The sequence below is a fragment of the Planktotalea sp. genome, from assembly GCF_965659345.1.
In the GTDB taxonomy this organism is placed as follows: domain Bacteria; phylum Pseudomonadota; class Alphaproteobacteria; order Rhodobacterales; family Rhodobacteraceae; genus Planktotalea.
On the sequence record NZ_CBFHVK010000001.1, the window covers coordinates 217,440 to 233,385 of the forward strand.

The 15,946-nt window shown below is 53.6% G+C and carries 18 protein-coding genes; 9 read left to right on the forward strand and 9 right to left on the reverse strand.

The features are described 5' to 3' along the window. Positions 1-122: 122 nt before the first annotated feature. Positions 123-1,415, reverse strand: a complete 1,293-nt coding sequence (locus ACTG3Z_RS01110; RefSeq protein ID WP_439140815.1) for a homoserine dehydrogenase — start codon at positions 1,413-1,415, stop codon at positions 123-125. A 99-nt stretch (positions 1,416-1,514) separates the two neighbouring features. Beyond that, positions 1,515-1,937, reverse strand: a complete 423-nt coding sequence (locus ACTG3Z_RS01115) for a hypothetical protein (protein ID WP_439140816.1) — start codon at positions 1,935-1,937, stop codon at positions 1,515-1,517. Positions 1,938-2,050: 113 nt separating this feature from the next. On the opposite strand from ACTG3Z_RS01115, the gene ACTG3Z_RS01120 reads away from it, so the two are divergent. After that, a complete protein-coding gene (locus ACTG3Z_RS01120) occupies positions 2,051-2,647 on the forward strand; it encodes a TetR/AcrR family transcriptional regulator (RefSeq protein WP_439140817.1) in 597 nt (198 codons plus the stop codon). A 5-nt stretch (positions 2,648-2,652) separates the two neighbouring features. Here ACTG3Z_RS01120 and ACTG3Z_RS01125 read toward each other — a convergent pair whose 3' ends face one another. Both ACTG3Z_RS01125 and moaA read right to left on the reverse strand, forming a co-directional pair. Further along, the gene (locus tag ACTG3Z_RS01125) at positions 2,653-3,564 is read right to left on the reverse strand and encodes a pirin family protein (RefSeq protein ID WP_439140818.1); all 912 of its coding nucleotides are present in this window, start codon (positions 3,562-3,564) and stop codon (positions 2,653-2,655) included. Between the two features lie 143 nt (positions 3,565-3,707). Continuing rightward, positions 3,708-4,715 carry a GTP 3',8-cyclase MoaA gene (moaA, locus tag ACTG3Z_RS01130; RefSeq protein ID WP_439140819.1) on the reverse strand — a complete coding sequence of 336 codons (1,008 nt, stop codon included), beginning with the start codon at positions 4,713-4,715 and terminating at the stop codon, positions 3,708-3,710. A gap of 100 nt (positions 4,716-4,815) precedes the next feature. Here moaA and ACTG3Z_RS01135 point away from each other — a divergent pair, with 100 nt between their 5' ends. Then, positions 4,816-5,313: a hypothetical protein gene (locus ACTG3Z_RS01135; RefSeq protein ID WP_439140820.1), complete on the forward strand. Its 498-nt coding sequence runs from the start codon at positions 4,816-4,818 to the stop codon at positions 5,311-5,313. A gap of 6 nt (positions 5,314-5,319) precedes the next feature. Here the strand turns inward: ACTG3Z_RS01135 and ACTG3Z_RS01140 are convergent, their stop codons facing one another. The 3 genes from ACTG3Z_RS01140 to glmU are packed head-to-tail and all read right to left on the reverse strand — an operon-like array spanning position 5,320 to position 9,181. After that, positions 5,320-6,009 carry a DNA alkylation repair protein gene (locus tag ACTG3Z_RS01140; protein ID WP_439140821.1) on the reverse strand — a complete coding sequence of 230 codons (690 nt, stop codon included), beginning with the start codon at positions 6,007-6,009 and terminating at the stop codon, positions 5,320-5,322. Next, entirely contained in the window at positions 6,006-7,826 is a 1,821-nt protein-coding gene (glmS, locus tag ACTG3Z_RS01145) for a glutamine--fructose-6-phosphate transaminase (isomerizing) (protein ID WP_439140822.1), read from the reverse strand. The genes ACTG3Z_RS01140 and glmS overlap by 4 nt, the downstream gene beginning before the upstream one ends. Then, the gene (gene glmU / locus ACTG3Z_RS01150) at positions 7,826-9,181 is read right to left on the reverse strand and encodes a bifunctional UDP-N-acetylglucosamine diphosphorylase/glucosamine-1-phosphate N-acetyltransferase GlmU (RefSeq protein ID WP_439140823.1); all 1,356 of its coding nucleotides are present in this window, start codon (positions 9,179-9,181) and stop codon (positions 7,826-7,828) included. Before glmU ends, glmS begins: the two co-directional genes overlap by 1 nt. Positions 9,182-9,321: 140 nt before the next feature. On the opposite strand from glmU, the gene ACTG3Z_RS01155 reads away from it, so the two are divergent. Genes ACTG3Z_RS01155 through ACTG3Z_RS01170 form a run of 4 tightly spaced genes read left to right on the forward strand, consistent with a single transcriptional unit; the run spans position 9,322 to position 13,050 of the window. Further along, positions 9,322-10,005, forward strand: a complete 684-nt coding sequence (locus ACTG3Z_RS01155) for an HAD-IA family hydrolase (RefSeq protein ID WP_439140824.1) — start codon at positions 9,322-9,324, stop codon at positions 10,003-10,005. 1 nt (position 10,006) lies between these two features. Continuing rightward, positions 10,007-11,206 carry a DegT/DnrJ/EryC1/StrS family aminotransferase gene (locus ACTG3Z_RS01160; protein WP_439140825.1) on the forward strand — a complete coding sequence of 400 codons (1,200 nt, stop codon included), beginning with the start codon at positions 10,007-10,009 and terminating at the stop codon, positions 11,204-11,206. Positions 11,207-11,208: 2 nt separating this feature from the next. Beyond that, entirely contained in the window at positions 11,209-12,129 is a 921-nt protein-coding gene (locus ACTG3Z_RS01165) for a fatty acid desaturase (protein WP_439140826.1), read from the forward strand. Between the two features lie 15 nt (positions 12,130-12,144). Further along, entirely contained in the window at positions 12,145-13,050 is a 906-nt protein-coding gene (locus ACTG3Z_RS01170; protein WP_439140827.1) for an EamA/RhaT family transporter, read from the forward strand. Between the two features lie 6 nt (positions 13,051-13,056). Here ACTG3Z_RS01170 and ACTG3Z_RS01175 read toward each other — a convergent pair whose 3' ends face one another. Together ACTG3Z_RS01175 and ACTG3Z_RS01180 are read right to left on the reverse strand one after the other, a co-directional pair. Further along, positions 13,057-13,764, reverse strand: coding sequence for an NUDIX hydrolase (locus ACTG3Z_RS01175; RefSeq protein ID WP_439140828.1), 708 nt, complete (start codon positions 13,762-13,764; stop codon positions 13,057-13,059). Further along, positions 13,761-14,159 carry a DUF983 domain-containing protein gene (locus ACTG3Z_RS01180; RefSeq protein ID WP_439140829.1) on the reverse strand — a complete coding sequence of 133 codons (399 nt, stop codon included), beginning with the start codon at positions 14,157-14,159 and terminating at the stop codon, positions 13,761-13,763. The genes ACTG3Z_RS01175 and ACTG3Z_RS01180 overlap by 4 nt, the downstream gene beginning before the upstream one ends. A 237-nt stretch (positions 14,160-14,396) precedes the next feature. On the opposite strand from ACTG3Z_RS01180, the gene ACTG3Z_RS01185 reads away from it, so the two are divergent. The 3 genes from ACTG3Z_RS01185 to ACTG3Z_RS01195 all read left to right on the forward strand — a co-directional run bounded on the left by ACTG3Z_RS01185 (position 14,397) and on the right by ACTG3Z_RS01195 (position 15,941). Next, positions 14,397-14,888, forward strand: coding sequence for an EF-hand domain-containing protein (locus ACTG3Z_RS01185; protein WP_439140830.1), 492 nt, complete (start codon positions 14,397-14,399; stop codon positions 14,886-14,888). Positions 14,889-14,967: 79 nt separating this feature from the next. After that, positions 14,968-15,558, forward strand: coding sequence for an RNA polymerase sigma factor (locus tag ACTG3Z_RS01190; protein WP_439140831.1), 591 nt, complete (start codon positions 14,968-14,970; stop codon positions 15,556-15,558). Next, positions 15,555-15,941, forward strand: a complete 387-nt coding sequence (locus ACTG3Z_RS01195; protein WP_439140832.1) for a hypothetical protein — start codon at positions 15,555-15,557, stop codon at positions 15,939-15,941. The genes ACTG3Z_RS01190 and ACTG3Z_RS01195 overlap by 4 nt, the downstream gene beginning before the upstream one ends. The last annotated feature ends 5 nt before the right edge of the window (positions 15,942-15,946 follow it).

Below are 15,946 nucleotides of genomic sequence, written 5' to 3' on the forward strand. Positions count from 1 at the left end.
GGGGTGTCTTGCAAGGCAAGAGGGCGCAGCGGTGCAGAGCACATGTTTGCGCTCACGTGTCGCTGGGGGCGAGAGGGCCAGCCCCCTCGCGCTCCCCCGGGATATTTATGGAAAGAGGAAACTCAGAGGTTTTCGATACGCAAAGCGACAGGCGCGGTGGCGACAACGTCAATTTTTGTTATTGCCTCGAGTGCTTGATCGAGTGTTTGGCGCATGCATTTGTGTGTCACGATAAGCACTGGAGCGGTGTCATCCATGTGGCCAAGCTGGCGCATGCGGTCGATTGAGATGCCAGCCTCTCCGAGAATGGTGGCGATTTTTGCCATGGCCCCTGGTTTATCCTTTAGCCCGACGCGCAGATAGAAAGGTGCAGGTGTCGCGGCTTTGGCTGCCGCTGCTTTTGTGAGCTTGGCAGCGGGTACGCCGAAGGTCGGGATGCGAATGCCGCGTGCAATATCCATCACGTCGCCCATGACAGCGCTGGCTGTTGGGCCCATGCCCGCACCGGGACCGCGCAGAACGACTTGTTCCACATGATTGCCTTCGATCACTACCATATTTGTGCCGCCCTCGAGCTGGCCGAGGGGCGAATCGACAGGGACAAGGCAAGGCGTCATACGCTGTTCAAGGCCGCGACCGGTCATTTGCGTGACGCCCAATAGCTTGATGCGAAAGCCCATGTCAGCTGCGTGGTTGATGTCTTGCAGTTCGATGCGCTGAATACCTTCTAGCTCGACGGCATCGAAATCGACCTGCGTGCCAAAGGCGATCGCAGCGAGCAAAGAGAGTTTGTGACCTGCATCAATGCCGCCCACGTCAAGGTTAGGATCGGCTTCAAGGTAGCCAAGCTCGGCGCATTCATCAAAGAGTGCATTGTAGCCGCGCCCTGATTTTTCCATGTTTGTCAGGATGTAGTTACAGGTGCCGTTCATCACGCCCATCACCCGCGTGATTTCATTGCCTGCCAATCCTTCGAGCAAGGATTTGATGACGGGTATGCCGCCCGCAACAGCGGCTTCATAGCGGATGACGCTGTCATTATTTTCGGCCTGTTCTGCAAGGGCTTGACCGTGATGTGCGAGCAAAGCTTTGTTCGCGGTGACCACATCTTTGCCAAGGCTTAGAGCGGCTTCAACGGCGTCTTTTGCAACGCCGGTATCGCCACCGATCAATTCGACAAACACATCCACATCATCGCGTTTCGCCAAGGCAACGGCGTCAGTTTCCCAAGCGTATCCCGACAGAGACACGCCACGATCACGCGATTGATCACGTGCGCTTACGGCGGTGATGACAACGTCGCGCCCTGCGCGTGCGCTAAGCAAATCCGCTTGTTGGCGCACAATTTTGACGACGCCTGTGCCAACCGTGCCCAAACCTGCAATTCCTAGACGGAGGGGAGTGTTTTCGCTCATGATCAGGGCTCCTTAGGCGTCAATCTGTTCGGCTTTTGCTTACTGGTGCAGGCGCGGCTGTGCAATCGGGCTTTCATGCAAGGCAGGCATATTTGCGCATTATTCGTTTGGTGTAGGCGGGCGAATCCCATTTTCCAAGCGATCACGCAGTCGGTCTTCGATGCTTTGTTCGCTGCTTGTCTCAACTTCCGGCGTGCGCGAGGGGGTAGATGCGCTCAACTCTTGTTGGCGCTTACGCAAGGCATCGATGCGCTTTTGCAGCGCGTCTTCGTTGGGTTCGGCTTGTGCAACGGGTGTGCCGAGCAAATCCTCACGGCGGGTATCAAGCGCGTTTTGTGTGTCGTCGGTGATCGTCGCTTCAGGTTCTTTGAGCAGTACATCAAGCGGAACAAACTCGGGATAGGGCGTTTTGCTATCAAATTCTGCCTCTGACACTTCAAGCTCTGGCAGATCAGAACACGCCGCTAGGGCCGAGCAAAACGCAATGATCGCAAGCCGCTTTGATGTATCTAAAAAACTCATGTGGCACGTGTGGTCCTATATCTTTTGACACTTGTGGCCCAGTGCGCAGGGTGAGGCAAGGGAAACCGAATTTCTGGTTTTTTCTGAACAATTGTTCAGTTAACGTCATGCGTATGGCACGTACCCAAGGTTCCCATTCCAGTTCTACTGGCCCCAAGATTCGCGCGGCGGCGCAATCGTTGTTTGCCCAACATGGCTTTGCGGCGGTGTCTATGCGCCAGATTGCGGCTCAGGTGGGGGTTCAGGCGGGGGCGCTTTATAATTACACGCCGGACAAACAGGCCCTTCTGTTCGATTTGATGCGACAACATATGGAAGAGCTTTTGGGCGCGCGACGGGCTGAGGCGATGGGTGTCGTAGATGAAGGTGCGTCGCACGCTTTAGAGAGATTTGCGCGTTTTCATATTCGATTTCACTTAGACCGTCCTGACGCCGTATTCATCGCCTATATGGAGTTGCGCAACCTGACGGAGCCGCATTTCGAGCAGATAGAGACGTTGCGCCGTGCCTATGAGCAAGAGCTTAAAGACATTTTAAGCGCTGGGGTGAAGGCTGGGGATTTTGTGATTACTGATTTAGGTGTGGCGACGCGCGCGGTGATTGCAATGCTCACAGGGGTGACGACATGGTACAACGACTCCGGCGCATTAAGCCGCGCCGAAGTTGAGGATGTTTATTGGCACATGGTGCGAAAGTCTGTCGCCCGTTAAGTGTTTTATTGCGCAGGCTTGATAAAGGTCCCATTGCGCAGCTCTTTGACGGCCTGCATGAGCTCTTCACGCGTGTTCATCACGATTGGACCATGCCATGCGACAGGTTCTTGTAACGGCTGCCCTGAGATCAACAAAAAGCGCACGCCGTCTTCACCTGCTTGAACGGTGACCTCTTCAGATGCGCCAAAGCGCACAAGTGTGCGGTTGCCGGATAAGTCGCGGATATTGACCTCTTCACCGCCAACTTCTTTTTCCAAAAGAACCCCAGTCGGTGCGGAGGCATCGGCAAAAGTGGCACTGCCTTCAAAAACATAGGCAAATGCACGGCGATGATGGCTGAGCTTGAAGGTCTTCTTCACCCCAGCTGGGACGTGAACATCCAAATATTGCGGATCAGCAGCAATGCCATCAACTGGTCCTGTCTTGCCCCAAAAGGAGCCGACGATGACTTTGACCTGCGTTCCGTCATCATCAATGATCTCAGGAATCTCTTTCGCTTCAACATCTTGGTAGCGCGGGGCAGTCATTTTCAAAGAGGATGGCAAGTTCGCCCAGAGCTGGAAGCCATGCATCTGACCCTTTGCGTTTCCATGGGGCATTTCCTGATGCATGATGCCTGATCCGGCTGTCATCCATTGCACATCGCCCGCGCCAAGGGAGCCGGTGTTGCCAAGGCTATCGCCGTGATCAACTGTGCCATTCAACACGTATGTAATTGTTTCGATGCCGCGATGGGGATGCCAAGGAAATCCTTTTTCAAATTTATCGGGGCTGTCGCCACGAAAATCATCAAAGAGCAGGAAAGGATCAAGCTCTGTCGGGTCCTGAAAGCCGAAAGCGCGGTGCAAATGCACGCCTGCACCCTCAAGTGTTGGCGTGGCGGTTGAGGTTTCAAATTTTGAACTGACGGACATTGTCTACTCCTGTCGTTGCTTTGAAAGGGAAATAGGGCGGATGTGAGCATCGTGCAATTGTGCACAAACGGGCAGCTATTGTGCGCAACTGCTCATTTGATGCGCGTGATACCGCGCTTGTCTAAGGCAGTGCTACCGACGCTTTAGCCGCCAGTGTGGCTCATGTGTCGTGTCACTTGTCCATCGGCTTTTTGGCGCGAGTAATCAAAATCGTGCCCTTTGGGTTTGAGGCCAATCGCTTGGCGAATAGCCTCCTTCAAAGGCGCGTCATCCTTGGGGTTGTTGCGCAAAGGCGCGCGTAAATCGGCCATGTCCTCTTGCCCTAAGCACAAATACAGCTCGCCCGTGCAGGTCAATCGCACACGATTGCAGCTTTCGCAGAAATTATGGGTCAGTGGCGTGATGAAGCCGATTTTTTGCCCGGTTTCTTCCAGGCGTACATAGCGCGCAGGGCCACCTGTGCGCTCACTTAGCTCTGTAAGCGTGTAGTGCTGTGACAGTTGATGGCGTAAATCATTCAGCGACCAATACTGCCCCACGCGGTCCTCATTGCCGAGGTCGCCCATTGGCATCACTTCAATCCACGTCAGCGCAATATCGCGGCTCGCGCACCACTGCGTCATCGTGATCAGTTCATCTTCGTTAAAGTCTTTCAAAGCAACGGCGTTGATTTTCACTTTCAAACCAGCGGCTTGCGCGGCATCGATCCCTTTGAGAACCTGCGCCAAACGGCCCCAACGGGTTACTCGGGCAAATTTTTCCTCATCAAGCGTATCCAGCGATATGTTTACACGACGCACGCCAGCATCATATAGGGGCTGCGCAAATCGCGCTAGCTGACTGCCGTTTGTGGTAAGCGTCAATTCTTCCAGTGCGCCACTGTCTAAATGACGGCCCATGCTTTGAAAGAACGTCATGATGTCGCGACGCACGAGCGGCTCACCGCCTGTAATCCGTAGTTTTTTGACACCCAAATCTACGAAGGTCGAACACATGCGATCCAGCTCTTCGAGCGTAAGTAGTTCTTTCTTTGGAAGAAATTGCATATTTTCGCTCATGCAATAGACGCAACGAAAATCGCAGCGGTCCGTCACAGAGACTCGTAAATATGTGATCGCGCGGGCGAATGGGTCAATCAAAGGTGCGTTCATGCTGTAGAATTAGTGCGCAGAAGGGTCGCCTGCAAGAGGACTTTCGCGCAAGGGTGAACACGATGTTGCGTTCCGTGCGTCAGGCCTTAATCATGGCTCCATGACTCGTATATCCCTTATCGTTGCGCTTTTGGCGCTTTCTGCTTGTGCTCAGACGTCGCAAACGCCTCAAGACGCGCCAGTGGATGCCGCAAATGCTGTCAATCCGGACCTTGTGCGTCCTAAAGTGCGTCCCGCAGGACTTGGGCGTGTTGTTCCCAAAGCTGCGCGTACGGTAGAAGAATTTGACGTCACGACGGCTGAAGAGCGTAAAGAAGCTACAGCCGTGCCTGCGGCTGCGGTCGAACAAAAGCTAGGGCAAACAATTGCTTCGCTAGGTGATCCGACGCAAGCAGGCTTCTGGATCAAAACACCATTGGTAAAGTCTGAGGGAAAAGGCCGCGTCGTTTATCCCGGAAGTGGCAAATCTGTTCAGGTCGATCTGATCCCGATTGAGGGGGAGGCATCCGCCGGCAGCCGTCTGTCGCTTGCGGCGTTTCGGATCATCGAAGCGCCTTTGACAGAGCTTCCTGAAGTTGAAGTCTTCTCTGGTGGCTAATATCGCTTAACTTTCAAGCGGCGGTAATTTACGCGCGGCATCTTTGCGCGCAAATGGTTTCATCACTTCGCCATGTTCAGCCAGAAATTTGCGGACCCGGGGCGCGTCATGTTTGCTCAGATCGCGCAGCCACCACGAGACTGATTTCTGAATAAACCACTGCGGGTCATGCACGTAAGAGGCGGCCCAGCCCAATACTCTATCGCGCGCTTCTAGCTCTGCTGGTTTAGGGTTATTTTGCTTTGTCCAAGGCAGGGTGATCACCAATGCTGCACGGCGGGTCCACATGTGATCAGAGGTGGTCCAAGCTTCTATGTCACCGAGGCGGGACGGATCAGCAATGAGGCGTTTCTGACCGGCCATACAGGCATGATCTGCAATCGCCCAGCTGTCAAAATCAGGAGCCCAGCTCTTGATCAACTCCCATGCGGTATCATCAGGTCGAAGGCGCGCTTGGGTGAGGAGTTTGGTTGCTGCCAAACGCGCTTCAAAAATGTCTGTGTCCCAGAGATCGGACGCCAGACGAACACGCGTATCAACATCCAATTCAGTGCGCCACGCTTTGGTCAGATCGTTTAGAACCGGATTGGCGATCCCAAGATATTCACGTGGTGCGTTATGATATGTCGCCATGCCCTCTGCGCGCCCGGGTTCAATCCGTTCGCGCAGAGCGTCCATTGCGTCATCGAGCTTCATTCTACAGTAACAGACTTCGCAAGGTTACGCGGCTGATCCACATCCGTGCCCTTTGCGACAGCCGTGTGATAGGCAAGAAGCTGGGCAGGGATTGAGTAGATGATTGGACTGACAAGCGGGTGACATTCGGGCATTGCGATTTGGCCCCAGACGTCCCCCGCATGATCCAGACCTTTGCGATCAGAAATCAGCAATACCTTGCCAGAGCGCGCCACGACCTCCTGCATGTTGGAAATCGACTTGTCATACAGACCATCAGAAGGTGCCAAAACAACAACCGGAACCTTTTTGTCGATAAGCGCAATCGGGCCGTGCTTTAGTTCACCTGATGCATAAGCTTCGGCATGTATGTAGCTGATTTCTTTTAACTTAAGAGCGCCCTCATGGGCGAGGGGATACATAAGTCCGCGGCCGAGAAAGAGAATGTCTCGCGTTTCTGCGAGCTTGCGCGCATGGGCCTTGATCGCATCGCTTTGCTCCAAAGCTACGTTAAGCAAACCCGGGACGGAGCGCATAGCGGCCGCTGCTTTGCTTAACTCGTCTGCGGACATTGTGCCACGATCTCGGGCTGCTTTAAGCGCTAACGAGAGCAAGACAGTAAGCTGGCATGTGAAGGCTTTGGTTGAAGCAACTCCAATCTCGACACCTGCGAAAATCGGGTACGTCTGATCGCTCTCACGCGCGATGGAGCTTTCAGCGACGTTCGTTACAGACAGGATTTTGTCCGCTTTGCCAGAGCAATAGCGCAATGCTGCGAGCGTGTCTGCAGTCTCGCCGGATTGGCTCACGAAAAGGGCCGCTGTTTGCGCAGGAATAGGAGGCTCACGATAGCGGAACTCAGACGCTACATCGACCTCAACGGGAATGCGCGCGAGTTTTTCGAACCAGTATTTCGCAGTGAGGCACGCATAAAACGCAGTTCCGCAAGCGACCATCGTGAGGCGCTCGATCTTAGTGAAATCGATATTGCCACCGGGGAGTTCAACTGCATCCCCGCCAGCTGGCAGATAGCTGTTCACAGCCGCGCCAACGACGCCGGGCTGCTCGGCAATTTCTTTCGCCATGTAGTGATCAAACCCAGCCTTATCGACTTTGGCTGTATCAATCTCGATCACGCGCATTTCACGGCCAACCTGATGACCGTCAACATCCCAAATGTGTAGGCTGTTACGTGTCAGAACGGCACGATCGCCTTCCTCTAAGTAAGTGATACGATTGGTTAAAGGGGCGAGGGCAATGGCGTCCGAACCGATATACATCTCGTCAGCACCATGACCGATCGCAAGCGGGGAGCCTTTGCGCGCGGCAATCATCAGGTCTGTTTCGCCCTCGAACAAGAACGCCAATGCGAAAGCGCCGTCAAGGCGTGAGATGGTTTTTTCTGCAGCGTCGGCAGGGTTCATGCCTTCACGCATGTAGTGTTGTGTGAGCAGTGCGACGGTTTCTGTATCTGTTTCCGTTACAAAATTAATGCCGTGGCCTGCGAGTTCTTCGCGCAATTCGCGGAAGTTTTCGATGATACCATTGTGGACGACAGCGACAGGGCCGGCTTGATGCGGATGGGCATTGTCGGCTGTCGGTGCGCCGTGGGTGGCCCAACGCGTGTGGCCAATGCCAGACTTACCTGCGAGTGGCTCATGGACCAAAAGATCAGAAAGGTTCACCAGTTTGCCAACGGCACGGCGACGGTCCAAGACACCATCATTTACTGTGGCGATGCCCGCGCTGTCATAGCCGCGATATTCAAGGCGTTTAAGCGCTTCGACGAGAGTGGGTGCGACTTCGTGCTGGCCGAGGACCCCTATAATACCGCACATTATGCCTCTCCTTTTTGTTTATCTAATTTCTTTTTCTTTAACATATCGAACAATTTGACTGCGAGGCCGGGTTTGTTTGCCTGACGCGCTCGTCCGATCGCCAAAGCGTCGTCGGGTACGCTCTGAGTGATTACCGACCCACTTCCTGTCATGGCATTTGAACCCACCGACACAGGCGCAACCAGCAATGTGCCAGAACCAATAAAGCTATCGGCACCAATTTCTGTGTGGTGTTTCATGACACCGTCGTAGTTACATGTCACAGTGCCCGCACCAATATTAGCACGCGCACCAACATGGGCGTCGCCCACATAAGTGAGGTGGTTTACTTTGGCATTTTCATCAATCACGGCATTTTTGATCTCGACGAAGTTGCCTACTTTGGTGAATTCGGCAAGTTCTGTTCCGGGACGAAGACGCGCATAAGGGCCAACAACAGCGCCGCGGCTAACATGACAGCCCTCTAAATGGCTGAACGCACGAATATGTGCTCCGTTTTCAATTGTAACAGCAGGGCCGAACACCACGTTGGGTTCGACGATTGTGTCTGGACCGATATGCGTATCGTGAGAAAGATAAACTGTGTCTGGCGCATGAAGCGTGACGCCGGACTCCATAAGCGCGTGACGGGCTTTCGTCTGAAAGATCGCATCTGCTTCAGAAAGTTGAGAACGAGAGTTTACGCCAAGCGTTTCACTTTCATCGCACGTTACCGATGTTGCGCTTAGACCCTTTTGCTGTGCGATCTCTACGATATCGGTAAGATAATACTCACCAGATGCATTGTCGTTGCCGACAGCATCAATCAAATCAAACAAGACGTCAGACTTGGCACAGATTACACCGCTATTGCAAAGCGTTATGGCGCGCTCTTCATCAGTTGCATCTTTGAACTCAACAATCTTAGAGAGGCTGTCACCTTGCATGACCAAACGGCCATAGCGGCCCGGATCAGCGGCTTCAAAGCCAAGTACAATTACATCATGGCCCGCGCGCGCATCGACCATACGTGTTAACGTTTCTGGGCTGATGAAAGGCGTATCGCCATAAAGCACCAAAGCGTCGCCCGCAAAACTGGCAAGCGTGTCTTTGGCCTGTCCAACCGCATGAGCTGTGCCGAGCTGTTCAGTCTGTAGAACGACCTCAGCAGTCTCATCATATCCAGCGCTGGCTTTGCTGACATGTTCGGCACCGTGGCCCGCAACAACGATGGTTTTTTCGGGTTCAAGCGTTGCACCGCTTTTCATCGCGTGAACCAACATAGGTGCGCCCGCAATTTCGTGCAAAACCTTGGGTAAATCAGATTTCATGCGTGTGCCCTTGCCAGCGGCAAGGATAATGAGAGCAATGCTCATAATAGGTAATACTCTTTGCAATTTAATTACGCTCGTTCTACCTAAAGTTTGAAACTCCGCAAGCCGTGTTCGTTCACACAAGATTGCGGTGTGTAACAAGCGCCAAAACAATAGAACGCTTTAAAACGACTAGGATTTCTATGCGAACAGTCATTTTTGATCTTGATGGAACGCTTGCTGATACAAGTGGTGATTTGCTGGCGGCGGCGAATTGCTGTTTTGCAGACATGGGGATGGCGGTGCGGTTGCGTCCTGAAACGGACGCAGGTGTGGCGTTGCGTGGTGGACGAGCCATGTTGTCGCTGGGGATTGAGCGCGAAACTGGGCAGGTAGCCGAAAAAGCGGTTCTGGATGCGCAATATCAACCCTTGTTAGAGGCCTATGAGCAAGCCATCGATGTGCATACACAGCTTTATCCCGGCACAATGGAAGCTATAGAGCAATTGCGCAGTGACGGCTTTGCCGTGGGGATCTGCACGAACAAACCTGAGTATCTTGCAGAGCTGTTGATGAGCAAACTGGGTGTGCGCGATGCGTTCGCGTCGCTGATTGGCGCAGACACTTTGACTGTGCGCAAACCTGATCCAGAGCCATTCTTTGAGGCGGTGCGCCGCGCAGGTGGGGATGCGAAGCGCTCTTGTTTGATCGGGGATACGATCACGGATCACAACACAGCGCGTGCGGCGGGAGTGCCCAGCGTTCTTGTGACATTCGGTCCGGGCGCTGGCGCTGGACAAGCGGATGTTCGCGCATTGGAGCCGGACGCGTTGCTAGAACGCTATGAAGATTTGCCTGCTATCGCGTCAGAGCTGTTAGGACATTAAGATGACAGAGGTTTTTAGCGGAAGCTTCACCCAGCAAGAACCTATTCCCGAAGCAGGGATTGAGGCCGCGATGCGCATTCTGCAATCGGGCCGTTTGCACCGCTACAACGTGGCAGAGGGCGAAGACGGAGAGACTGCGCTGTTAGAGCAAGAATTCGCAGCTTCAGTTGGCTCAAAGTACTGCCTTGCTGTTGCTTCTGGTGGCTACGCGATGGCGACTGCTTTGCGCGCGCTGGGTGTTAAGGCGGGCGATAAGGTGCTGACCAATGCGTTTACGCTGGCCCCTGTGCCCGGCGCGATTGCATCTGTTGGGGGCGTGCCGCTTTTTGTTGGTGTCTCGCGCGATCTCACGATTGATCTAGACGATTTGCAGGCAAAGGCCGATCAAGCGGATGTGCTGATGTTAAGTCACATGCGCGGTCACATGTGCGATATGGATCATCTGATGGAGATCTGTGACGCAGCTGGGATCAAGGTGATCGAGGATTGCGCGCACACAATGGGTGCAAAGTGGGGCGACACATATTCGGGCCGTCACGGCGTGATGGGCTGTTATTCCTGCCAAACTTACAAACATATCAATTCGGGCGAGGGCGGTTTGCTGGTCTCGGATGATGATGAATTGATGGCGCGTGCGATCATGCTGTCTGGCAGTTACATGCTTTTTGAGCGTCACTTGGCAGGCCCCCCGAAAGATGCGTTTGCGCAGATAAAATACGAAACGCCAAATGTTTCTGGCCGGATGGATCATTTGCGCGCTGCTATTTTGCGCCCGCAACTGGCTGATTTGGAAACGCAAGTAGAGCGCTGGAATGAGCGTTATGTTGCAGTAGAGCGCGGCCTTGCTGATACGCCGGGGCTTACAGTGGTGCAAAGGCATGAAAAAGAGACCTATGTCGGCTCGTCCATACAGTTTTTACTGGAGGGTTGGTGCGATAGCGCTGTGAGCGAAGCGATTGCACGTTGCGCTGCGCGTGGGGTGGAGTTGAAATGGTTTGGCGCGGCTGAACCTGTCGCGTTCACATCGCGCTATGACAGTTGGCGCTATGCCCCCAGCGAAGCGATGCCTGTTACAGATGACATTTTGCGCGGGATTGTGGATATGCGCATACCGCTGACCTTTAGTGTAGAGGATTGCGCATTGATCGCGCGGATCATTCGCGCTGAAGTCTCGGCAGTGTATCAATCATTGGACGGTTGAGGATGACACGCGCGCGCAAAACCGTAAGACATAGGCGTTTTCAATGGCCCACATGGGCAACGTTGATGCTGTGCTACGGACTGTTTGCGCTCGCAACGCTTTGGCTGGCGCAGGTTTCGCTGGTTCTGGCCATCATAGCCTGCGTGCTGGCAAATGCGCTGCATTCGTCGCTAAGCCATGAAATGATGCACGGGCATCCGTTTCAGAACAAACACTTAAACGCTGCATTGGTGTTTCCTGCGCTGAGCTTTGCCATTCCTTACATGCGGTTTCGTGACACACATCTGGCGCATCACGTTGATAGCCGTTTGACCGACCCATATGATGATCCCGAAAGCTGCTATTTGGACCCGAAAGTTTGGGCGACGCTTAGTGCATTCGAGCAAGCGATCTTACGGTTCAATAACACTTTGTTCGGTCGGATTACGCTGGGCCCGTTGCTTGGGCAGTATTACTTTATGCGCACCGACTGGCGCTTGATCAAACAGGGCGACACGCGTGTTTTGATCAGTTGGCTGTGGCATCTTCCTGCGGCGGCGCTGCCGCTTTGGTGGGTCATCGCAGTTGGCACTCTGCCAGTTTGGGCATATTTCGTTTCGGTCTATCTTGGGTTGTCGATCCTGAAAATTCGCACTTATCTTGAACACCAAGCACATGAATTGAGCCGGGGTCGTACGGTAATTATCGAAGATCGCGGTTTGCTGGCGTTTTTGTTTTTAAACAATAACTTCCATTCAGTGCACCATATGCACCCGGATGTGGCGTGGTACGAGCTGCCCGCGCTCTATGAAAGCGCGAAAGAACGGTTTTTGGCAGTGAATGAGGGCTATCGCTATCGCTCTTATGTTGAGGTCATTCGAAAGTATTTCTTTAAAAGCAAAGAGCCTGTCGCGCATCCGCTCTGGTCTTCAGATCAAAGCTAGGACATCGGCAAAGCTATGGAACTTTGGATCTTTGCCACGATAACAGCGACGGTTTTTCAAACCGCGCGCTTTATGTTGCAAAAGCAGTTGAGCATGGGGGCGCTCAGCACTGGGGGGGCAACATTTGCGCGTTTCGCGTATTCTGCGCCTTTGTTGGCTGTTCTTGTGGCGGCTTGGCTTATGATGAGTGGCACAGCATTTCCAAATATCTCCGCGCGCTTTTGGATTATGGGGGCCATTGGTGGCCTGACGCAGATTTTAGCGACCGTTTGCGTCGTCGCCTTGTTTCGCGCGCGCAACTTTGCGGTTGGGATCACATTTAAGAAGACCGAGGTCATTCTATCTGCGCTAGTCGGATTGATCGTACTGGGAGAGGGCGTGTCAACGCTTGGCTTCGTTGCGATTTTGGTTGGATTGGCTGGCGTGTTGCTTTTGTCCTCCGCACCAGAGGCGCAAGGCAGTTTGTCAGAGCGCATCTTCACGCGCGCAGCTGGGCTTGGTCTTGCTTCCGGGCTGTTGTTTGCAATTTCTGGCGTGACGTACCGCGCAGCAACTTTGGATGTTGGGTCTGATGCGCCATTTCTGCGCGCGGCGGTGACGCTTTCAGCGGTGACCTTGATGCAGTTCACGGCGATGGCGCTTTGGCTACGTGTGTTTGAAGCCGGACAGATCAGGGCCGTCTGGGCCGCGCGCAGTAAAGCTGTTTGGATTGGCTTGATGAGCCTGTGTGGCTCTTTGGGGTGGTTCGTGGCGTTTACATTGCAAACCGCAGCTTACGTGAACGCGCTTGGGCAGATTGAACTGCTGTTTTCTCTGTTTGTATCGGTGCTGGTGTTCAAAGAGCGCCTAAGCGCGCGAGAAGGTATCGGAATTGGCTTTCTCACCGCAAGCGTTTTGCTTTTGATCTTGGTCACGCGTTAAGCCGGATCAGTCGTCTTGTGTGTAGCCGCGCAAGCGCAAGAACAAGCTTTCTTCTTCATTGTTCAAGAACATTGGTACGCTTTCGGGGGGCGCTGCATCCGCACTGCGACCAGAGATTTCGGCAAGCACCACTTCGGTAATGAACGGCAGGTCAAACTCACGTACGTCTTTCAACGCAATCCATTGCAAATGAGACAATTCATCGGACGCCCCTGAAAAATCATCGATATCACCGGTGAGCGCAGCCGCATCGATCATAAAGAAACGTGCATCAAAGCGACGGGGACGTCCCGGGGGCGTAACGGCGCGAAACACAAATTGCAGCGCAGAAGCGTTGGGAACATGACCTGTTTCAGCGAAAGTTATCCAGTCCTCAGCAGGATCGGTTTGCCATGCGCCTTTGGACCCGAGGATGAGCCCAGTTTCTTCCCAAAGTTCGCGAATGGCGGCAACACCAAGTGCATGGGTGCGGTCTGCATCAGTCTGTTCCAGAAGATTGGCCAAGCAGCTGTCGTTTATTGTGCCCGCAAGCGGAACATCTGCATCGCCTGCATCTACAGCGCCGCCGGGAAAGACAAATTTATTGGGCATAAAGGCGGCTTTTGCGCCACGTTGCCCCATCAACACCCGTGGTTCAGTTTGACGATCGCGCAGCACAATGACTGTGGCAGCATGGCGAATAGCGGTCTTGTCGATGGGTGCTGGTTGGCTCATTTGGAACCTTCGTGATCAAAGCCAAACATGCGCTTGGCCCATTGATACCCAACGATTGCCCCCTTGAAGCGAGGGAGCAAATAAAGCGAAAGAACAACCGCAAGTGTCGCGAACATCGAGAAGAGCACCATTGGCTCTGGGCGAAAATGCACAAACACAATGTGCATGAAAGCGACAGCGATGTGACCAACGATAAGGATGGTGAGGTAGGCAGGGCCATCATCAGCGCGTGCAGCAGTGAAGTCCTGTTCGCAATGCGAACACGCATCGTTCATTTTGAGATAGCTATGAAGCACAGGTCCTTCACCGCAATTTGGACATTTGCGTTTCCAACCACGGCGCAAAGCGGGCCAAAGCGCGCGTTCATCTTGTTGGGGCAGAGTATGGGCAGCCATAGTGGACCTTTATTATGACATCGTTCTCACGCCCCAGTATGGCATGAAAATGCGGACAGAGCACAGTGTTTCCTAACGTCGCAGCTTGCTCCCTCGCAGAGCGGGCGAATGACTTGTGAAAAAAAAGTTGAGAAAATTTCGACGGAAGTCTTGAGCTGATCCGTTTGACCCCCCGAAGCAGGCAGGAATTGCTTGTTGAGCACGGCCAAAGGGCCAAGACATAAATGGAGTAACCAAATGACAACGATCTCACGTATGACAGTGCGCATTGCTTTGACAGGTTTGGTCATTGCGACGGGTTTCGCAGCGAACGCAGCTACTGATGGTGACAACAAAGGCGGCAAGATGCGCCATGAGCGCCCATCCTTCAGCACGCTTGATACAGATAGCAATGGCGCATTGACGCGCGAAGAAATGGCAGCCCATGCGAAAGTGCGCTTTGATAAAATGGATGCCAATAGTGATGGTCAGTTGAGCGCAGACGAGCTGGGTCAAGCGGGCAAGAAACGCGCGCAAAAGCGTGCTGCCAAAATGATTGAACGCGTAGATGCGAACGACGATGGTATGATCAGTTTTGAGGAAATGTCCTCTGGTAAAATGGGCAAACGCCAGTCAAAAATGTTTGACCGTATCGACGCTGACGGTAACGGCTCGCTTTCTGAGGATGAGTTTGCCAAGCTTGGTGAACGTCGCGGTGGCAAGAACAAGCGTCAAAAGGCTGGCGAATAATCCTTTGCGCTAAATAATTTGTCCGCGTCATATGGCGCGGGCAAATACAAGTTGACTGATTGGACCTATAAAGACGCGCATGAGCATGGCTTTGGATGATCTCTCGGACGTAAGTGATGATACGCTGTTGCAGCTTTATGCGAATGGCGATCAGAGCGCTGCGCGTTCTTTGACCCTGCGCCTTGCGCCACGTGCCTACAATCAGGCCTATCGGATGTTAGGTGTGCAGGCAGATGCGGAAGATGTTGCGCAAGATGCGATGATGCGCGTTTGGAAAATTGCACCCGAGTGGCGTATGGGGGAGGCCAAAGTGACGACGTGGCTTTACCGTGTTGTCGCCAACCTGTGCACGGATCGTTTGCGCAAGACACGCGCAACGTCGCTTGATGCGATTGACGAACCGATGGATCCTAGTCCAAGCGCTGCGGCTGATATGCAAACCAACGCACGCAATGATGCATTGCAAGCTGCGTTGATGGAACTACCTGCGCGTCAACGCGAAGCCGTTGTGTTGCGCCACATAGAAGAATTGCCCAACCCGCAGATCGCCGAGCGGATGGAGATCAGTGTCGAGGCGGTAGAGAGCCTGACGTCGCGTGGAAAACGCGCGCTGACACAGCTATTAAAGGGGCGCAAGTCCGCCCTAGGATTTGAAGGAGATGCGCCATGAGTAAACGTATGCGTGACACAGATGATCTCGAGGTCTTTTTTGAGGCCGCAAAATCTTCGCCGCCAGCGCCCTCAAGCGATTTTATGGCCCGTGTTCTAAGCGATGCAGAATCAATGCAGCCTGAAGCGCTTGGTGTGATGCAATCCATGCCGCCTCAGCAAAGCGGTTTGAAAGAATTCTTTAGCGCGTTGAGCGATGCGATTGGGGGTTGGCGGGCCTTTGCAGGGCTGGCAACGGCTGCTGTGACAGGGCTGTGGATTGGCATCAGCCCGCCCGCAGGATTGATTGAGCCTTTTGGCTCTGTCCTTGGCACCGATACGAGCGCTTTGTCTGATGCGTTTGAGTACGGCGAAGGTTTTGATTTTACGATGTTTGAGGGATGAGCAAC